The organism is Streptomyces sp. NPDC023573, from assembly GCF_055559735.1.
The window spans coordinates 1-17,033 of record NZ_JBVHKB010000023.1 but is presented as its reverse complement, the minus strand read 5'-3'; the positions used below and the strand labels follow the sequence as shown (position 1 = coordinate 17,033).

At 67.5% G+C, this 17,033-nt stretch carries 19 protein-coding genes and 5 pseudogenes; 17 read left to right on the top strand and 7 right to left on the bottom strand.

Annotated elements, in window-relative coordinates; all coding sequences use genetic code 11:
• Positions 1 to 119 precede the first annotated feature (119 nt).
• Entirely contained in the window at positions 120 to 575 is a 456-nt protein-coding gene (locus ACZ32T_RS36315; RefSeq protein WP_467371771.1) for an SUKH-3 domain-containing protein, read from the top strand.
• Positions 576 to 587: 12 nt separating this feature from the next.
• A pseudogene (locus ACZ32T_RS36310) lies at positions 588 to 1,134 on the top strand (transposase family protein); the annotation flags it as partial.
• Positions 1,135 to 1,698: 564 nt separating this feature from the next.
• Here the strand turns inward: ACZ32T_RS36310 and ACZ32T_RS36305 are convergent.
• On the bottom strand, positions 1,699 to 2,388 hold the full coding sequence (locus tag ACZ32T_RS36305) for a DJ-1/PfpI family protein (protein ID WP_467371769.1): 690 nt from the start codon (positions 2,386 to 2,388) through the stop codon (positions 1,699 to 1,701).
• A gap of 99 nt (positions 2,389 to 2,487) precedes the next feature.
• On the opposite strand from ACZ32T_RS36305, the gene ACZ32T_RS36300 reads away from it, so the two are divergent.
• The 7 genes from ACZ32T_RS36300 to ACZ32T_RS36270 all read left to right on the top strand — a co-directional run bounded on the left by ACZ32T_RS36300 (position 2,488) and on the right by ACZ32T_RS36270 (position 7,326).
• Positions 2,488 to 3,456, top strand: a complete 969-nt coding sequence (locus tag ACZ32T_RS36300) for a GlxA family transcriptional regulator (RefSeq protein WP_467371767.1) — start codon at positions 2,488 to 2,490, stop codon at positions 3,454 to 3,456.
• Positions 3,457 to 3,701: 245 nt separating this feature from the next.
• Positions 3,702 to 4,091 (top strand): site-specific integrase, encoded by a 390-nt coding sequence (locus ACZ32T_RS36295; protein ID WP_467371765.1) that lies wholly within the window; start codon positions 3,702 to 3,704, stop codon positions 4,089 to 4,091.
• Positions 4,088 to 4,417, top strand: a complete 330-nt coding sequence (locus tag ACZ32T_RS36290) for a helix-turn-helix domain-containing protein (protein ID WP_467371763.1) — start codon at positions 4,088 to 4,090, stop codon at positions 4,415 to 4,417. The genes ACZ32T_RS36295 and ACZ32T_RS36290 overlap by 4 nt, the downstream gene beginning before the upstream one ends.
• Entirely contained in the window at positions 4,414 to 4,632 is a 219-nt protein-coding gene (locus tag ACZ32T_RS36285; RefSeq protein ID WP_467371761.1) for a hypothetical protein, read from the top strand. The genes ACZ32T_RS36290 and ACZ32T_RS36285 overlap by 4 nt, the downstream gene beginning before the upstream one ends.
• Before the next feature lie 947 nt (positions 4,633 to 5,579).
• Complete coding sequence (locus ACZ32T_RS36280; protein ID WP_467371759.1) at positions 5,580 to 5,987, top strand: hypothetical protein; 408 nt, start codon at positions 5,580 to 5,582, stop codon at positions 5,985 to 5,987.
• A gap of 494 nt (positions 5,988 to 6,481) precedes the next feature.
• A complete protein-coding gene (locus ACZ32T_RS36275; protein WP_467371757.1) occupies positions 6,482 to 6,889 on the top strand; it encodes a hypothetical protein in 408 nt (135 codons plus the stop codon).
• Entirely contained in the window at positions 6,874 to 7,326 is a 453-nt protein-coding gene (locus tag ACZ32T_RS36270) for a hypothetical protein (RefSeq protein WP_467371756.1), read from the top strand. Before ACZ32T_RS36275 ends, ACZ32T_RS36270 begins: the two co-directional genes overlap by 16 nt.
• On the opposite strand, the gene ACZ32T_RS36265 is transcribed toward ACZ32T_RS36270, so the two are convergent.
• Complete coding sequence (locus tag ACZ32T_RS36265; protein WP_467371754.1) at positions 7,308 to 7,706, bottom strand: hypothetical protein; 399 nt, start codon at positions 7,704 to 7,706, stop codon at positions 7,308 to 7,310. The two genes, ACZ32T_RS36270 and ACZ32T_RS36265, sit on opposite strands and share 19 nt — an antisense overlap.
• A gap of 113 nt (positions 7,707 to 7,819) precedes the next feature.
• Positions 7,820 to 8,389, bottom strand: coding sequence for a hypothetical protein (locus tag ACZ32T_RS36260; RefSeq protein WP_467371753.1), 570 nt, complete (start codon positions 8,387 to 8,389; stop codon positions 7,820 to 7,822).
• Positions 8,390 to 8,543: 154 nt separating this feature from the next.
• On the opposite strand from ACZ32T_RS36260, the gene ACZ32T_RS36255 reads away from it, so the two are divergent.
• Positions 8,544 to 8,675, top strand: a complete 132-nt coding sequence (locus tag ACZ32T_RS36255; protein WP_467371795.1) for a hypothetical protein — start codon at positions 8,544 to 8,546, stop codon at positions 8,673 to 8,675.
• Here ACZ32T_RS36255 and ACZ32T_RS36250 read toward each other — a convergent pair.
• The gene (locus ACZ32T_RS36250; protein ID WP_467371751.1) at positions 8,630 to 9,235 is read right to left on the bottom strand and encodes a tyrosine-type recombinase/integrase; all 606 of its coding nucleotides are present in this window, start codon (positions 9,233 to 9,235) and stop codon (positions 8,630 to 8,632) included. The genes ACZ32T_RS36255 and ACZ32T_RS36250 overlap by 46 nt on opposite strands.
• Positions 9,236 to 9,265: 30 nt before the next feature.
• Between ACZ32T_RS36250 and ACZ32T_RS36245 the strand changes: the two genes are divergently transcribed.
• The 4 genes and pseudogenes from ACZ32T_RS36245 to ACZ32T_RS36230 all read left to right on the top strand — a co-directional run bounded on the left by ACZ32T_RS36245 (position 9,266) and on the right by ACZ32T_RS36230 (position 13,322).
• On the top strand, positions 9,266 to 9,697 hold the full coding sequence (locus ACZ32T_RS36245; protein ID WP_467371749.1) for a hypothetical protein: 432 nt from the start codon (positions 9,266 to 9,268) through the stop codon (positions 9,695 to 9,697).
• Between the two features lie 160 nt (positions 9,698 to 9,857).
• Entirely contained in the window at positions 9,858 to 10,721 is an 864-nt protein-coding gene (locus ACZ32T_RS36240) for a DUF1963 domain-containing protein (protein ID WP_467371747.1), read from the top strand.
• A gap of 176 nt (positions 10,722 to 10,897) precedes the next feature.
• A pseudogene (locus tag ACZ32T_RS36235) lies at positions 10,898 to 11,080 on the top strand (transposase family protein); the annotation flags it as partial.
• Between the two features lie 997 nt (positions 11,081 to 12,077).
• Positions 12,078 to 13,322: an MFS transporter gene (locus ACZ32T_RS36230; RefSeq protein ID WP_467371791.1), complete on the top strand. Its 1,245-nt coding sequence runs from the start codon at positions 12,078 to 12,080 to the stop codon at positions 13,320 to 13,322.
• 1,269 nt (positions 13,323 to 14,591) lie between these two features.
• Here the strand turns inward: ACZ32T_RS36230 and ACZ32T_RS36225 are convergent.
• On the bottom strand, positions 14,592 to 14,873 hold the full coding sequence (locus tag ACZ32T_RS36225) for a DUF6225 family protein (protein WP_467371745.1): 282 nt from the start codon (positions 14,871 to 14,873) through the stop codon (positions 14,592 to 14,594).
• Positions 14,874 to 15,035: 162 nt separating this feature from the next.
• On the opposite strand from ACZ32T_RS36225, the pseudogene ACZ32T_RS36220 reads away from it, so the two are divergent.
• Positions 15,036 to 15,214 (top strand): annotated as a pseudogene (locus tag ACZ32T_RS36220) (IS5/IS1182 family transposase); the annotation flags it as partial.
• Here the strand turns inward: ACZ32T_RS36220 and ACZ32T_RS36215 are convergent.
• Positions 15,211 to 15,495: pseudogene (locus ACZ32T_RS36215) on the bottom strand (transposase); the annotation flags it as partial. The pseudogenes ACZ32T_RS36220 and ACZ32T_RS36215 overlap by 4 nt on opposite strands.
• A 391-nt stretch (positions 15,496 to 15,886) precedes the next feature.
• Between ACZ32T_RS36215 and ACZ32T_RS36210 the strand changes: the two are divergent.
• Positions 15,887 to 16,330 (top strand): annotated as a pseudogene (locus ACZ32T_RS36210) (IS5 family transposase); the annotation flags it as partial.
• Positions 16,331 to 16,373: 43 nt separating this feature from the next.
• Here ACZ32T_RS36210 and ACZ32T_RS36205 read toward each other — a convergent pair.
• The gene (locus tag ACZ32T_RS36205) at positions 16,374 to 16,859 is read right to left on the bottom strand and encodes a hypothetical protein (protein ID WP_467371743.1); all 486 of its coding nucleotides are present in this window, start codon (positions 16,857 to 16,859) and stop codon (positions 16,374 to 16,376) included.
• Between ACZ32T_RS36205 and ACZ32T_RS36200 the strand changes: the two genes are divergently transcribed.
• A partial coding sequence (locus ACZ32T_RS36200) for a hypothetical protein (RefSeq protein ID WP_467371741.1) occupies positions 16,851 to 17,033 on the top strand: 183 nt, incomplete at its 3' end. The genes ACZ32T_RS36205 and ACZ32T_RS36200 overlap by 9 nt on opposite strands.

Genomic DNA, 17,033 nt, shown 5'->3' with positions numbered 1-17,033 from the left:
GTGTCCTTCGTGGCCAATGGCCCTGTCCGTTGGTCGGAATGTGCGGCAGACTGGGGCAAGGTCGAGTGGGAGGGCGCATAGAACACATCAGTGAGTTGACGACGGCTTGCAGTCCGTCGGTGCTGGACGCGCTTGGTGCTGCTGGGTGGAGAGCAGGTCGCAAGATCGCCGTTGCGGACTGGACGCGGCAACTGACGGGTGCCGGGTTCAAACTCAACGACGTGGCGGTAGCGGTCTGGGCCGAGTTCGGCGAACTGGTGATCAGAAGTTCCTCGAGCCGTGTCCCCGGTTCGTCACTGCGCACGGACCCCGTTGACGCCTGCATCGACGCTGCTGAGGAAGCGTCCAAGCTGAGACTTCACTACGGAGAGAACTACAGCCCTCTGGGCATGTGGTCGAGCCAGTTCCGTGCGTACATCTCAGCCAGCGGTCGCGTCATCGCTGTGGGGCCGAATTGCCTCTGGCCTCTGGGTTCTACCTTCATGGAGGCGTTGGCCTACGTGGTGGACAGCGATGGGGGTGGCAGTCGTGTGGAGCAGGCGGACTGGCTCGCCAACTGCCTGCCCGGCAGGTGAGACGATCTTGCCGTGGCTGGTGTGATTACGGCGTCAGAACCCTCTTGGAGAGCCCCGTTCATGGGGCTGGGCCCACCGCAGTTCGCAAAGTTACTCACCACGTTGCGGCGAGAAGGCGCAGACCCAGTCCGCAAGGGCAGGCCCTCGAGCCTGCCGCTGGAGAATCGGGTGCTGCTGGTCACCGTATATTGGCGCACGAACCTGACGCTGTGGCAGCTGGCGCTACCGTTCTACGTCTCGAAGTCCGCAGCCGACCCGATCATCGACCACTTGGGGCCGACGCTCGCGGTGAAGCCCCGTAAGCGGTTCCGTCAGGACACTGTGCTGACCGTGGACGGCACTCTGGTGCCCACGCGTGACCTTACGGTCGCCGAGCAGTCCAAGGACTATCGGTACTCGACGAACCACCAGGTCGTCATCGACGCCGACACCCAGCTCGTCGTCGCGGTCGGCCGGCCCCTTGTCGGGCAACCGCAAGGGCTGCAAGGGCTGCAAGGCATGGGAGTTGTCCGGAGCGAAGGACGCCGTCGGAACCACCGTAATCGCGCCGAACAGCGGAGCGAGCTGCCGCAAGGGCAGATTGGTGCGCCGGTAGGCCACGATCAGCAACGAAGTCGTGCACCTGGACCCCGAACCCGCCGTCCCGGAAGCGATGCTGGAGGGCTGGGCACTGCAGCATCGCACGCGGTTCTTGAGCGAGTCGACGATCCACCCCCAAAGCGCGCTGGTCCGCCGACCGGCCCGATTCACAGTTCCCTCAAACCGTCACCGTGGCTCTTCCCCGGCGGACGGCAGGACACCCGATCAGTTCGTTCCGGCTCGCCGCCGACTCCGCGCCACAGGCGTCCTCCCCGGCCAGTCGCGCTCTGCGGCCCTGTTCCAACTCGCCGGGGAACTCCCGGCCGCACTGCTCGCACGGATGCTCGGCATCCACATCAATGTCGCCGTCAGGTGGAAGCGAGTCGCCGCCGGCGGGCCAGCTGTACGGACCGCGAAGTGCATCTCTGACGCCATGCTCGACCTGCGCCGGGGTGGCCTCGCGACCGTCCGCGCCCCATGGTCGTGCTTCTGGTTCAACGTGGTGCGGCACTGGGCTCGGGGGCGTTCGCCGCAGCGGCGGCAGTCAGGTTGTCAGGTGGGTCAGGAGTGCGGGGTGGTCTGCCAGAGCCGATTCCAGCATGGCCCGGGCATGGGGCTTGAAGAAGTCGAGGTCAACGCTCCGCCAGTCGATGCCGCCCAGGGGTGGCTGGGGGTCGTACTCGATGAAGAGCTGTACAGTGCGGGCGGTCTGCTCGCCCGAGAGGCGTTCGACCAGGTGGAGGGCCATGTCGATACCGGCGGACACCCCGGCGGCGGTGAGGACGTGGCCGTCCTGGACCCAGCGTTCGGCGACGGGCGTCGCGCCGAACTTGGCCAGCAGGTCGCGGAATTCCCAATGGGTGGTGGCGTGGCGGCCGTCGAGCAGGCCGGCGGCGCCCAGGATCAGGGAGCCGGTGCACACCGAGCCGACGACCTCAGCCGTCCGCGCGGCCTGGCGGATCCAACTCAGCAAGGGCTCGTTGGCCAGGGCGGCGAGGGTCGGCTCGGTCCCGCCGGGCACGATCAGCGCGAAGGGCTCGGTGACCTGGTCGAACGTGTGGCTCGGCGTCAGCTTCAGCGGCGTGTCGGTGTCCAGGGGGACAAGGTCCTGGCCGACGACGACCACCTCGAACGACCGGTCGATCTGGGCCAGCGCCGACAGCACCTGGAGCGGCCCCACCAGGTCGAGCGGAGTGATGCCGGGATAGAGCACGAAAGCGAGCGTCTTGGTCATGCCGTCACCTTCGGCCCCTGACCGTGGGACCGCCAAGGGCAGACGGCAACAAGGTCGGAATTCTTGGGATACCAGTCATTCCGACATAGGGTCCTGGTCATGGAGGAACGAGTGGTGGTCCTCGTCGGATACGACGAGGCCGAGTTGCTGGACATCGCCTGCGTGACGACAAGCTTGGCCACCGCCAACCGGCTCGGTGCCAGCCCCGCCTATGCCGTGAGCGTGGCCACGCCGGGAGGACTCGCGATCACCTGCGACTCGGGGCTGACGCTGCAGGGCCAGCGATCCCTGGAGAGGCTCAGGGGGCCGCTGGACACGCTGATCGTCTCGGGAGGGCTCGGCCACGAGGCCACGGCAGACAACCCGCGGATCGTCGGCCATGTCCGCCGCCTGGCCGGGGAGAGCCGCAGAGTGGCCTCGGTCTGCACAGGGGCGACTGTGCTGGCTGCCGCCGGTCTGCTCAACGGGAAGCGCGCCACGACTCACTGGTGGTACGCCGAGCAGTTTGCCTCCGCCTACCCGGAGATCACCGTGGATCCCGCGCCGATCTACATCCGCGACGGAAGCGTGTCCACTGGGGCGGGCGTCACCAGCGCCCTGGACCTGACCCTCGCCTTCATCGAGGAGGACCACGGCGCGGAGCTGGCGCGCGCAGTGGCCCGCGGCCTGGTCACCTATCTGCAACGGCCCGGCAACCAGGCACAGATGAGCATGTTCACAGCCACCCCAGCACCCATGAACGGGCTGGTCAGGCGAGCCGTCGACCACATCGCCAGCCACTTGGCCGGTGACCTGACCGCAACCGCGCTGGCAGCCGACGCGGGGGTGAGCGAACGCCACCTGACCCGCCTGTTCATCGACCACCTTGGAAAAGGGCCAGGCCGATTCGTCCGCGACGCGCGCACCGAGGCCGCCGCTCACCTCCTGACCTCCACCTCACTCCCCGTGGCGAGCGTGGCCGCACAGTGCGGCTTCGGAACCTCTGAAACGCTCCGCCAGGCATTCGTCAGCCGTTACGGGACACCGCCATCGCGCTACCGGGCAACGCAAAGCACACCAGTCACCTGACGGCAGCACTTCACCCGCCCGACCAAGCACCCCACCCCGCGCCGCTGCGGCAGCCGCGGAGAAGTACGCACGGTCGACCAGCGCGGTGGCGACGAAGCCTCGGAGGCCTCCGGCCTGGACGTCGTCGACCTCTACCGCAATGCGAAGGCCCCGCAGTACGGCCGCTACGGCATGGTGCACGTCCGTAAGGCCAAGGGCACCAAGGGCTCGGGGCCGCGGCGGCGGAACGTCGCCAGCATCAAGCCATGGGCGGTCGAGGCCTTGGAGGAATACGTCGTCAACCTCGTCTCCGCTACGGCTTCCCCAGCCACCCGGCCCTCTGGCTGACCGAACGCGGCGGCCGGCTGCCGGTCCGCGAGATAGAGGACCGGTTCGCCCTCCACCGCGACGAGCTGGAGCTCCCCAAGGAGCTCGTGCCGCACTGTCTGAGGCACTCCTACGTCACGCACAACATCGAGGACGGCGTCGATCCGAGGTTCATCCAGGAACAGGTCGGCCACCTCTACGCGTCCACGACCGCCCTCTACACCGCGGTCAGCGACGACTTCGCGAACACGATGATGCTCAAGGCCATCGACCTGGCCTTCGGCAACGACTCCGGCCTCACCGGCCAGGAACGAAACGGACGACGATGACGGTCAAGCTCGACTACAAGTGGCATCTGCGCGAGGTCATGGCGACCAGGGGCATGTTCTCCACCACCGACCTGCGGCCTCTGCTGGCCGAGCGGGGCATCGATCTGTCGGCCAGCCAGATCTACCGCCTGGTGGTCGAGACGCCGGAACGGCTCAACCTCAAGGTTCTGATTGCCCTGCTCGACATCCTCGGCTGCTCGATGGACGACCTGATCGAGCCGGTCGCCGCGGGCAGGCCCCGGTCGAACAAGGCTGCGGACGGCACCGAGACCACCGGCGTCGGCGACTTTCGGCCCAAGCGGGCCCGGATCGTCGGGCCGTCGTGACCAACATCCTGAGGGCCGAGACGGACCCGAACGCGGTGATCATCGGCCTCGTCGCCGCGGTCGAGCCCGACCTGCCGCCGCAGACGGTCCAGCACGCGATATCTCAGGCCGTACACGCCAAGCCGCGTGCTGTCCTCTTGGCACGGACGCTGGAGCGCGATCCCGGGCTGCTGACCTCGGGCCGGGCCGAAGGCCGGCTTCGGTTGAACGCCTGATCCGCCTTCTCGCACATGCTGGCGCCGTCAACGTCGTCCGGCCGCCCTGTTCGCGCTGCGGCAGGCTGGGGCCGCTGACGAACACCAATGGCTCTGGCGTGCGGCCCTGTGCCTCATGCGGCGGGAAACGCCCCGACACGCGCTGGACCTGCGGCGTCTGCGGCAACAGCAAGACCCCGCGCTACGGACTGGCCCGCTCCGGCCGTGAAGCCTGCCGGTCCTGCTACCGAGCCGAGTGCACCGATGACCCGGCCGCTGACCTCCTGAAATACCTCAGCGGCCTTGCCCTCGGCCTCGGTGAGTCCGTGCTCCAGGAAGTGATCGCCGAGGTCACCAAAGGCAACACCTCCCCGCCGCTGGGACGTTCAGAACCAGCCGGGCCTGCTGGCCGGACAGGCCCACCACCACGGGCCCCGAACCCTCCTCCTGGCCGAGCGACTGCACCAGGCCGGCGCCGACGGTGTCCCGACGCCGAAGTGCCCGCACTGCAACCGCACCGTCCGGCTCAGCCACTCCATCAGGCGGCTCCGGGTCTGCGGCCCCTGCTACAACCACTCAACCGCCAAGCCCTGCACACACTGCGGCCGCTCCCGGCCCGTCGCAGGACGCACACCCGACGGCGCCCCATTCTGCAGCGACTGCCGAAACACGGACGCCACCTGCCAGGAGGAATGCGTCGGCTGCGGCCGTCACCGGGCTGTCTCCGCCCGCACCGAGAACGGGCCGCTCTGCACGGCATGCCGCAAGCCGGCCACGATGCAGTGCGGCACCTGCGGCAAGATCCGCCCCTGCTTCCACAGCGCCGCCGGCACCCCGCGCTGCCGGGCCTGCCTGACAAGACTGGAGCCCTGCACCGACTGCGGACGCACCTTGCGCGTGGTCGCCCGAACACCGCAAGGGCCGTTCTGCGAGAACTGCTGGGAAAACGCCCCCGAGGCCCGCAAGCCGTGTCAGCGGTACGGCACCGTCGAGAAGCCTTCCACTTCGGCCTCTGCCGCCGATGCGCCGGCGAACGCCACCTGCGCAACCTCCTGACCTCACCGGACGGCACCAGACAGCCCGAACTCGACGAAGTCGTGGAGGCGCTGCTGAACTTGAACTCCCGCCGAGCACTGCTCTATCTGCGGGAGTCGGCGACAGCCACCCGCCTGGTCACCGACCTCGCCTCCGGGAACTGCGAACTCACCCACGAAGCTCTCGATGCCCGCATGGCCGGACAGACGGACATGGCCGTCGACTACTTCCGCGCCGTCCTCGTCTCCGCCGGCATCCTGCCCGCCCGCGACGGGCCCGGCTGGAACGGTGGATCGAACGGAAGCTCGCCGCCGTCAACGACGCCGACGACCGCAAGCTGATCACCGCGTTCGCCCGCTGGGACCGCATCGCACCCTCAGACGACGATCCAGCGGAAAGCCGATATCCGCCCAGGCCGCCGACATCATCCAGACCCAGATCGTCAAGGCCATCGCCTTGCTCACCTGGATCAAGGACCAGGGCAAGACGCTGGCACCTGCCAGCGAGCGCAGATCGACCTCTGCCACACCTCCGAAGACCACCAAGACCCCTACATGCAAGCCCGTTCGTCACCTGGGCAGTCCGCGGCAAGTTCGCCTTCAACATCAGCATCCCCGCCCGCCCCCGGCGCGTTTGCCACCGCCCGCTGGACGCCGACGCACGCTGGAGCATCGCCCGCCGGCTCCTGGACGACGACTCGATCGAGACCAAGGACCGCGTCGCCGGACTGATGGTCCTGCTCTATGGCCAGACCCCGGCTTGAACCTGCCGTCTGACCACTGCACACGTCATCCAGGACGACAAGGGCGTCGCACTTCAGCTCCGCGAGATCCCGTTGAGGCTGCCGCCGCCACTGGACGACCTGGTCCTGCGACTCGTCGGTATCGCCCACGATCACCAGCACAGCGTGATGGCGAACGAGTCCAACTCACCCTGGCTCTTCCCGACCCAGCAGCCGGGAATGCACCTGACCAGCAAGCAGCTCCTCTCCCGACTCCGGAAGATCGGGCTCCCCTCCGAGGCCGCTCGCTGCGCGGCCCTGCTCGACATCTGCACCACGATGCCGGCGGGCGTCCTCGAACGGCTCCTCGGCACCAGCCCCGCCGCAGCCGACCGATGGGCAGCCGGGGCCATCAGAGCCGCCTGCGCAGCCGAGGTGGCCCGCCGATCAGACGCTGAGACCGATTACCAGCAGCCGTCGGTTCGGCGGGCTGCCATAATCCTCGGATGGCCCACGACATAGTGTTCTTCCTCGCCCCCGACGACGATGCGGCCGCTGCGACGCGCCTGCGGGGACCCGGCAAGAACTTTGAGTCTGTGACCTGCCGTTTCATTGAGCCGGACAGCGCCATTGCCGAGTGGGACATGTACTTCGAGGCGCCATCGGCCGAGGTTCCACCGTCTGAGCAGCTCCTCGGGTGGGCCTGGCCGGAGTGGGTCACCGCCCCCTTGAACGATGGCGTCGAGGTGTTCGCTCTGCCGAAACGGCTGACCCGAGCACTCGCTAAAGCGAGTTCCTCCGAACTCGAAGAGCTCGCCCGCCGTTGGACCATCCGGCTCCGGTCTGAGGACGGCGACGACATGACCGACGACGATCTACTGACGGTCTTGCACAGCGTTGCCCGCCTGGCAGCGTCTGCGGTGAGCACGGGCGGCGGCCTCTACAGCTGGAGCTTCTGAGTGTCCCTACGCGGGGGACGCTCGTTCTTGACACCGCTGCACGCCAGGAGCTCGGTCCCGGTGGCGTCGAAGTACAGGGTGAAGAACCAAGATCTGTCTGCTGCGACGATGTTGCCGGTACGCAGTTGCTCGTCGCGGTGCCGAGCGCGGAGGATCTCAACGGTCTCATCAAGGCCGAGGGTCGTCAGGCCGATCTTCAACGACCATCTCAGCCTTGTCGCAGCGATGCCGAACACCATCCACTGAGGCGGCCGTCCGTCGAAGAGCATGACCTCGCCACCGGCGGCAATGGCGTCGCGTGCTGCCTTGCAGGCGCTGGTCTGGCCTTTGAGCATCGCGATGAAATCGGGCTTACTTGGGTTATCGTCCTCGGTGGCCATGCGGCGACAGTAGGGAGTGAACACGGCCGTCGCTACAGGATCCGGCGTCGCCTGCTCGCGCCGTTTGGCGGTCGCTATCAGGACCCCCCTACCCAGCGGAGAAGATGATCATGCTATTTCGCACCGATGGCTGCAGCCTGCGCGCGGCATCGTGCCAGCCCCGCAGTCACCTCTTCGTCGTTCGGGCCGTCCTGGCTCGCAAGCAGTTCGCCTGCAGCGGTCATCGCGCCCCAGAAGTCGTCCGGTGAGCCCCGCTCGTCCCGGAACTGGGTTTTGGCGAGGTAGAGGAAGAGCTTCGTGAGCTCCCCGGTGCGAAACCATCCGAGCAGACTTCCGGGGTAACCTCCGCGGGCGTCGGCGGCGGTTCCCAGCAGGTCGCGGATGTGCTCCTCGTGCTCGTCAAGCACGCGGTCCACGATGAAGACGTGCCCGAACCTGAGAACGAAGGCGAGGTCCTCCTCCTCACCCACCGCGAAGTCTGCGAAAAGTGGCTCGACCTCGCGAAGCCGGGCCTCGGCGTCAATCCGGGGCACACCCAGGGCCAAGCACACGGCCAACACACAGACACCCCATTTGCCAGTCCTCGCGGCAAGGTCGGCGAAGACCTCCTCGTCGCTCTGACCTCCGGCGAGCATCTCCTGCGCCGCCAGAACCAGCGCGCCCTCACCCTCCCCATGGCTCATGGCGAGAGGCTACCGCGAGATGCGACGCCCAAGTCGGCGGCGATCCACTCGGTCACCGAGGCAGCACAAGGCCACCCAGGCAACCGTGTGTGAACCTCAGCAGAGCTGGACTGCAGCCCTATTCCGCACACGCGAATATCCGAACCTGCCGACATTGTTGGAGCACATCGAGTCGAAGGGCTTCGCGGAGCTGAAGGCCGCAGGGATGAACGGCATGTATTTGACCGATCAGGCCCTGCATCAGACCGCGCTTCCCGCCTCCACTCTCCTGATCACCCTCCTGTGAGCTGGGGATTCTGGTGAGGAACTGCGGGAAGTCCGAGCGGAACTGGCCCGGTTCACTCGAAGTGACGGGCCTGTTCTCGCTTGCTGCGCAGGAAGGTGAGGGGTGAGACCGAGGCCATCGATCTCACCTCGCCAGTCTTCGGCGACGGCGCGTTCGCGGCGGGCCAGGAGATCCTCCTCCAGTTCGTCCAGACGGGGCAACATCTTCGGGTTGATGCTCAGCATCGGGCAGCGGATGCAGGCGTGCTCGTGCTGGCACGGGGTCCCGTAGGGGCGTCCGCACGAGCCGAGTTCGACTCCGCGCTTGTCGAAGTACTCGTTGAACTCCGAACATTCCGTCTCGGTCGGCTCGCGGTACTCGCTCTCGGGTCGCTGTGCTCTTCGGCGGTCGAGGAACTGCTGGTAGTGGCGGACGACGTCGTCGTCGAAGACCGCGACGTAGCCGCGAGTGGTCTGGATGTTCAGGTGGCCGAGCAAGGCGGCGCCGATGTGCATGGGCAGGCCGCTGCTGACCAGCTCGGTCGCGAAGAGGCGGCGGAAGTCGTGGGGGGCGAATTTCACCTCGGCGAACCGTGGGTCAATGTCGATGCCGTGCGTGGCTCTCGGTATGGACCCGGGATCGTCCGCGGCGCTGTTGGCGGGACCGTCGGCGAGTGGACGTTCGTCTACGACCACTCCGGCTTCACCTTCGAGGACGCGGCAAAGGCACTGTCCGCCGATGGACGGACGGCGGCCACGAGCGTGTTCAGCATCAACGGGGACGCCAGCCTCACCTATGCCGTCGACGGCAAGCAGGTCGCATGGGTCGACGTCGACGGTCTCGCCCCGGAGGAGGATCTTCCCCGTATGCCCGCCGAACTGCGCGCCGTATTCGAAGCCGCCGGCACCGTGGAGGAGGAAGGCCTCGAGCCGGGCGAGGCCGACAGCTCCATCACCATGCGTGCCGTCTGCGCTCTGGCCGGCCTCCCGCTCACCCTGAGCGCCCTGCGTCAGGTTCCGCTGGTGGTCCTGCCGTTCGGCTGACGGTGCTGCCCGTGATGTCGGTCGGGCGAGCGGCACCGTCCGACCGCCGGGGCTGCCTTCGGGGTCTGCTCGTGACGCCCTGGCGTCGAACGCCAACGGGTGGGCCTCGCTAGGGAGATGCGCTGTCCCCGCCCTCCGCTTCGTTCGCTACGGTGCGCCCATGACGTCTGCGATACGGGACCGGTTCCATCCCTTCCGTGAGAAAGCCGAGGCCCAAGGCGTGCCGGCCGACGATGTGGAGCGGTGGCTGGCCACAGCCCGTCCCTGTGCCACCCTGACACTGTCCGACGACGACGCCGGACCGGTCGTGGGACGGTTCGGCGGCCCCCTGCTGCTTCCGGTCGACACCCCGGACCCCGCACACCCCTTCGTGGCCTCGGTCGACCTCGCCGCACTGCCGGCCGGGGCGACGGACACCCCCTTGCCGCCCGACGGCCGGTTGCTGTTCTTCGCCCTGCCCGAGACCAGCGAAGACACCTCCATGGGCGCCGTGATCCACGTGCCAGCCGACGCGGCCGTCACGCGACGGGATCGGTACGCCTGGAATCCGGCGAACATCCCCGAGGACGACAGGCTGTTCGCGAGCTATCCGGAAGGGCCGCTCCGGGCGCGAACCGACGTGTCGCTCCCCCACCACCAGTTCGTCGTTCCCCCCGGCGAGGAGGAAGCCGTATACCTTCCCGGGCATCCCTACTGCTCCGAACTCGTCGAGATCTGGGCGGACACCAAGAACCTCATCGCGCCCTCGGCGCAGATGCAGATCGGAGGATACGCGGACGAGGAGATCGTGGAGTTCGACCCGGTCGACGTCGCGGTGTCCCTCGCGGCGCAGGCGGTGGACGCCGGCCGCTGGGACGGCCCCGTCTCGGACGACGTGGCCGACTGGGTGCTCCTCGCCGACTGGTACGCCGGCAGGGACGTGGAGAAGCGGGAAGGCGCGACCGTCCACTGGGTGATCCAGCGCGAGGACCCCGCGGCCCGACGCTTCGAGCGCGTGTTCACCACCGTCTTCTGGAACCCCTGAGCAGGCCATGACGGGGGCGAGCCGGAGCGACAGGCCACCGGGCTTCGGCCCGGTGACGCGTTCGGGAGGGAGGCGGCGATGGACTGCCCGATTGCGGTCCGCGAGACATCGAGGCCGGGCAGCGCGAGCGCACGACACAGATGATCCTGCTGGCCGACCTGATGGCCGCCGACGAGGGCCACCGGCTCAAGCGCTGGAGGAGGCTGCACAACAGTAGCCATGCCACGATCCGCTGCCTCGGCGAACAGGCCATGGCCACCCTGAAGGGCTGGCGCCTTCTGCGGAAACTCCGCTGCAGCGCCAACCGGATCACCGACATCCTGAAGGCCATCGTCGTCCTTCACCACGCCACAACCTGAGGCTGGAAAGAACTTCATGAGGTCTGACATCTTCGTGTGCCGGTTCGAGAACGGTGAGCCGATGCCGCTGGACATGAGTACTGCGCACGAGGTCCTCAACCCCTATGTGGTGGCACGGGACGCCCGGACGGACTTCCTGCAGGTGCGTACGGCGGAGAGGGGGAGGCGTATGTGTTTTCTTCTCCAGCCCGGGCAACATCACCTTCAATCGCTTCGGAGGCAACGGCATCATGGACTTCCTGGCCGTCCTGCTGCGCCGGCTGGATGCCGTGCTCGTCGTCCGAGCGGACCAACCATGATTCAGCGGGACGAGGACCACGACCTTCTGCCTGCCGCCCTGAGGGACGAGTGGCCCGTCGTCGTGGCCCGTACCGGCGCCGAGATCGATCGGGCGATCCGGGCTTCCTGAAGGACGGATGAGGGGCCCAGTCCGCACACAGCCTCGTACGGCACCATCACCATGGATAACAAATACAGCAACGTCGGCCCCGCGCTCATCCACTCCAAGGACCCCTACGCCAAGCGCGACCAGATCCTCTGGGTCCACCGCGGCCACGGCCCCCGGAAGAGCGCGCGCACGAAGAAGACTGACCGCCCGCCGACGCCCCGGGCGTGCTGCCGAAGCACGACACCGACACACCCAGCAACATCCGGGCCGCGACCGACGCCCTGGAGTGAGATCCCGCAGCGCCGTACCGGCGAGGATTGATCGCCGGTACGGCACCAGCCAGCGTGAAGGGGCCGCAGACGAAGGCGGCGGCCGACGGGTTTCGGGTTTCGGGTTTCGGGTTTCGGCAGCAAGCGACAGATGACGACGGATTGGCCCAGCCCATCCGCCGCCGACTGGCCCAGGCCGAAGGGCCGTTGACGGCCTACGGTGAACCGGCCGACGCGTCGTGGGGATTCACAACGGATGCCGCCGTAGCCGTTGCCATGGGGCAGCCCGGTGCCACGGAGCGTCGGCCCGCTCCGTCGTCGCGTGACCAAAAGGAAAAACATGTCGTTCCGGCTGATCCCCGCTCCCGGCCCGGCGCGCGGTCTCGCCGTCTCCCAACTGGTCAACTCGTTCGGCGACGGCGCCTATTACGTCTGCTCCGCGCTGTACTTCTCTCAGATCGTTGGGTTGTCGGCCGACCGGATCGGGATGGGCCTCACGCTTGCGTGGGCAGTGGGTGCGGTAACCGGCGTGCCGCTCGGCCAGTTCGCGGACCGCCGGGGCCCGAAGGGGACAGCAGTGCTGCTGGCCCTGGCCACCGCGGCGTCGGTCGGCGCGTTCCTGCTCGTGGACTCGTTCGGCGCCTTCGCCCTGACCGCGTGCACCTACGCCACCGCGCAGTCCGGGCTGGCGGCGGCCCGTCAGGCCCTCCTCGCCGGACTGGTACCGCCACAGGACCGGACGGATGTCCTCGCCCACCTGCAGTCGGCCGTCAACGCTGGACTGGCACTGGGTGCGGCCGCCGGCGGTTTCGCCCTCCACATGGGCACGGCGGCGTCCTACCGGTCGGCACTGGCAATGGACGCCGTGGCGTTCGTCCTCTGCGCGCTCCTGCTGGCAGCGCTCCCCGGGCCGGCGGGCCAGGGCGGCGGCTTCGCCGACGGCGCGCGGAAGCTTGTGGTGCTGCGGGACCGCCCGTACGCGCTGGTGGCGTTCCTCAACATGGTGCTGCTGCTGCGGATGCCGCTGATCAGTCTGGCGATCCCGCTGTGGATCGCCGACCGTACTGCCGCACCTGCCTGGGCGGTGTCCGCGCTCCTCTTGCTCAACACGGCGGCGGTCATGCTGTTCCAGGTCCGTACGGCCGCCGGAGTGCGGGATCTCGACAGCGCGGTCCGTGCCGTTCGGGGCGGAGGCGTGCTGATGCTCGCGTCCTGCGGGGTGTTCGCGTGCACGGCGTCCGACGCTCCGGTGGGAGTGCTGCTCGGGTTGCTCGGGGCGGCCGCCGGGCTCCAGGTGTGGGGAGAGATGCGACAGTCGGCAGGTGCCTGGCAGATTAGCTTCGATCTGGCCCCGCCCGGCCGGTTCGGCCAGTACCAGGGGTTCTTCGGCGCGGGCGTGCCGGTGGCACGGATGCTCGGCCCGCTGCTGCTGACCTCCCTGATCGTCACCTGGGGCGTGCCGGGCTGGCTGCTGCTCGGCGGCCTGTTCCTGGCGGCGGGGTTCGCCATGGGGCCCGCCGTCCGGTGGGCCGGGCCCCGGGCGGCGGCGCCGGAGGCGTCCCCCACCGTACCCGGCAAGATCTGAATCGAGCGCGGACCGCCCCCGAGCCCCCCTTGTGGCCTTCTTCGTGGCTCCGCAGAGGGGGCATCCAGCCTTCAGATACGGCATGACTTCCCCCCTTGTTGTTGTTCATGACACTGCCAGGACGCGGGTGAGGCGGACGCCCGTCCAGGAGTGGTCAGGGTCGGCCGCGGTGTGGTGGGCGGCGAGCTGGGGTCCGTGGTCGACAGGGTCAGGAGTGGTGGCGCGGGAACGCGGTCTCTTGCTTCGCGTCCCGGAGCCGAGTGTGGAGGGCCGCGGGGCGGGGTGGCGCTTGTTGAGGAGTAGGAGGCCGGCGATGGCTCGATGAGTCCGCAAAGGACGGCGATGGAGTGGGGGCCTTGTCCGAGCCAGAGGTAGGAGACTGGCAAGCGTGACCGCGGGAACGAGGTAGCGGGCGGCGGTGGTCATCAAGGCCAACCACACGCGGAGCGGGCACTTCCGGTTCGGGCAGGGCGCCGACCAGGCGCAGGACGGTGCTCCGGCTGACGCAGACCCCGAGCGCAGAGCTCAGGCGGGTGCCGGCACCACCCGCGCGGGCGAGACCGATCGCGGCCACTCACTCCCAGCTGACCTCGGGGATGTGGCTGTGCGAGTGCGTGCCCCACCCTTCACGATCATGTCTGGAGCAGTGGTCGGCAACCATGCCCTCCCAGGACCGGTCCGGCCACCACAGCGCACCATGCACCTCGTGAAGGTGGCTGAGGAGAGCCTCCCTCGCAGCAGGATCCGTCACCCGGGTGAACACAAAGAAGGGCCACTTGCCCCGTCCCGACAGAATCCGGGGCTGCCTGATCTTCCACTTCCCCATGACCGCCCCTCCTGTCGATGCCATCATGCGGCATCCGACAACGAGCGCACACCACAACGCCGTTGATCATTCTGTGAGGAGCTCTGAGTGGGGCTGCCATGGTGGGCATGGGCGGGCGGTATCACGCGCGGAGAGATGCGATTGAGACAAGTGCCGTGAAGTCCGTGATCCCCATGAAGCCCCAGGCCAGTGGCAGAGCCTGGGGCTTCGTTCATACGGGGTGCGGCTGTGTCGCCAGTCAGCGGTTGAGGGATTCTTCGATCTTGGCGGTCACGCGCTTCTTCCCCCTCGGGCGTCGCAGAGCATCCACCAGGACCTACCAGGTCTGCCGATGGCCTTGCGGATCTCAGGGCGTTCGACGGTCTTGCCGACGTCGTACCGAGGTGCGGGGCGGCGGCTCTTGGTTCCGGGTGGCCGTCCGAGACCGGCGCCCCGGTCACCCCTCAACCCGGCTCGACGGGACGGACGTACCAATCAGAGGAAAAATCGGCCTGCAGAACCACTTCGCCCTGCCTGAGGTAGTCGACGTCATGCAAGACAACTTTGCTCACCACGAAATGGTGCCCCGAGTCGATCGAGTCACGCATCTCATCTGTTCTTGGACTCTCCGGCACATCGATCCGTACCGGAGCCTCGGCAGGCAACCCGATGAGAGCTTCGCGCAGTTCCCCCACCGTCAGCTCCGCAGTCTCATGTCGGTAGCGCTCTATCCTCATGTCAGCCATGCGGCACAGGATAGGAGTTTCGGAGTAGTCACCCCACCAACGGGGCAAACATTGAGCGTTTTCAGCGTTGCCTCTCAAGGGTGAGAGGATTGACGTCATGCGGTTCGGTCTGCATCGTGATCTAAAAGTTGTTGCAGAACATCTGGGATAGGCCATTCCTGTATAGGTGAGGTGTTGCGGGCTGAGCCGTTGTGGGTGGAGACGTTCACCGGCTTGCGCATGGGCCGGTTCGAGACGTTGGCGAAGGCAGTACGGGAGCGGGAGGAAACGGTCCCGGTGGAGGGCGCCCGTGGTGCCTGCCTCTGGCGGACCGGGTCCTCCTGGTGGCCGTCTATTACCGGATCGCCTGCAGGACCTTCTCGCCGGAGGCGGCGAGGGTGTCGATCAGGCGGGAGACGGTCGGGTCGGAGGCGACCGGACCGAAGACGGCCGACTAGGCCCGCAGCATCGCAACGTCCGCGAGGCAGTCCCCGCCCAGCGCGACCGCCAGGGCGACGTCCAGGAGGACCTTGCTGGGACCGTGGACGGCCCGCGGCTTGCGCCACGGAGCCAGAGCCTGGGATATGGCCTGGTCAAGACCGGTCTTGCGGACCGTTTCGACGAGCAGGACCGACCCGGCCTGGCGGCCGGTGACAGCAAGTTGATTCCCGGCAAGCCCTTAGCGTGACGTTTGGGGTCTGCCGTCGAACACGGCCGCGAACTTGCTGATGGGTTTGCCTGAGTTCCGGACGTGAGAGCGGCCTTCGCCTGATCCTATGCTCCGTCGCAGAGGCATGGGATCAACACGAAGGCCGTAGCTATGAGTCTGCTGCAACATGGCATCCCGCGGGGTGCGTTTGCCGAACAGTCACGCTTCCGGACGGAGCTCTATGCCTGTCTGACCGTGCGGCGCGATGCGCTGTTCGAGCTGAGTGAATCGACAAGGGTCTCAAGTCATACCGGGCCCGGAGGCCGGGGGCCCCACTGCGGAGCCACGAACACGGTAACGGGGCCCCGACACCGGTCCGTCGCCGGTCGACCGGCGGAAAACGGGCAGCAAACGCCACCTGATCTGCGACGGACGCGGCACCCCGCTCAAAGTCAGCACAACCGCGGCCAACGTCAACGACGTCGCCCAGACCCTCGCCCTGGTCGACGGCATCCCGCCCGTCGCAGGATGCCTCGGCCAGCCCTGCCGCAGACCCGACGCCCTGCTCGGCGACAAGGGCTACGACTCCAACCCGAACCGAGACGCGCTGCGCAAGCGCCGGATCCTGCCCGTCATCTCCCGCAAGGGCTGCCCGAACATCAAGGGCCTTGGCAAACTCCGCTGTGTCGTCGAGCAGACCTTCGCCCTGCTTCACCACTTCAAACGCCTCGCCATCCGCTGGGAACGTCGCACCGAACTCCATGACGCATTCGTCTCCCTCGCCTGCAGCCTCATCTGCTGGCGGCGGCTCAAGAAGACAACTGAGTGAGCACCACGATGGGAAGAATTTGACCAAGGTCGCGCATGCCGACCTACTCAGCGTTGCGCCTGCGGCTCCAGTCCCGCTCTCCCAGTCGTCTGATCCGCCAGGCAGGCAGCGGGTGGCGGGCCTCTATGAGGATGAAGTGCGCCATGTCGACCAGCATGCGTCGAACAACCGAGATAGGGACGACCAGATCGTCCCATTGGTTGTAGTTGGCGTGAAGGCGAATCTGATCGTCGGAGACGCGCTCCAGGACACAGCTCTCCACGCCCAGTAGTAGCTCGTCGCCGGCCTCGATCTTGAGCCATTGCAGAAGGACAGACGAGACTGCCCAGTCGGGCCCACACTGGTCAACGAATTCCTCCGCTGCCCATCGCAAAGCCTGTGGCGTGTCCTCGGGTGCCCTGATCACAGCCCTGCCGAAGACGGGAGGATGCATCGTGCCGTCCTCGCTCGCGTCAACTGCGGAAATCTCCTCCAGCCCGAAGATCCAGGCACCTTCGGAGGAACCGGCAACATTGTTCACATGGCTCATCTGCACGACGATGCCACGCCCGTCGCGGCGCGCAGCCCACGAAGGTACCGGACTGCCCCGCTCATGATCGTGTTACGAGCTCTTAGAGGGCATCTGATCAACGTTCATGCTGGTGTGACGGGCATGTCCGTTTCGATTCGCCAGGTTGGTGCGGATTCTCCCGTCAGCTCGCGG

What these genes read in the sequence shown, in the direction of transcription:
- ACZ32T_RS36295 (WP_467371765.1), top strand. Translation starts at nt 3,702, where the DNA reads ATGGGCGGTCGAGGCCTTGGAGGAATACGTCGTCAACCTCGTCTCCGC.
- ACZ32T_RS36230 (WP_467371791.1), top strand. Translation starts at nt 12,078, where the DNA reads ATGTCGTTCCGGCTGATCCCCGCTCCCGGCCCGGCGCGCGGTCTCGCC.
- ACZ32T_RS36270 (WP_467371756.1), top strand. Translation starts at nt 6,874, where the DNA reads ATGGCCCACGACATAGTGTTCTTCCTCGCCCCCGACGACGATGCGGCC.
- ACZ32T_RS36260 (WP_467371753.1), bottom strand. Translation starts at nt 8,389, where the DNA reads ATGAGCCATGGGGAGGGTGAGGGCGCGCTGGTTCTGGCGGCGCAGGAG.
- ACZ32T_RS36205 (WP_467371743.1), bottom strand. Translation starts at nt 16,859, where the DNA reads ATGAGCCATGTGAACAATGTTGCCGGTTCCTCCGAAGGTGCCTGGATC.
- ACZ32T_RS36300 (WP_467371767.1), top strand. Translation starts at nt 2,488, where the DNA reads ATGGAGGAACGAGTGGTGGTCCTCGTCGGATACGACGAGGCCGAGTTG.
- ACZ32T_RS36265 (WP_467371754.1), bottom strand. Translation starts at nt 7,706, where the DNA reads ATGGCCACCGAGGACGATAACCCAAGTAAGCCCGATTTCATCGCGATG.
- ACZ32T_RS36290 (WP_467371763.1), top strand. Translation starts at nt 4,088, where the DNA reads ATGACGGTCAAGCTCGACTACAAGTGGCATCTGCGCGAGGTCATGGCG.
- ACZ32T_RS36225 (WP_467371745.1), bottom strand. Translation starts at nt 14,873, where the DNA reads ATGGCTGACATGAGGATAGAGCGCTACCGACATGAGACTGCGGAGCTG.
- ACZ32T_RS36305 (WP_467371769.1), bottom strand. Translation starts at nt 2,388, where the DNA reads ATGACCAAGACGCTCGCTTTCGTGCTCTATCCCGGCATCACTCCGCTC.
- ACZ32T_RS36240 (WP_467371747.1), top strand. Translation starts at nt 9,858, where the DNA reads ATGACGTCTGCGATACGGGACCGGTTCCATCCCTTCCGTGAGAAAGCC.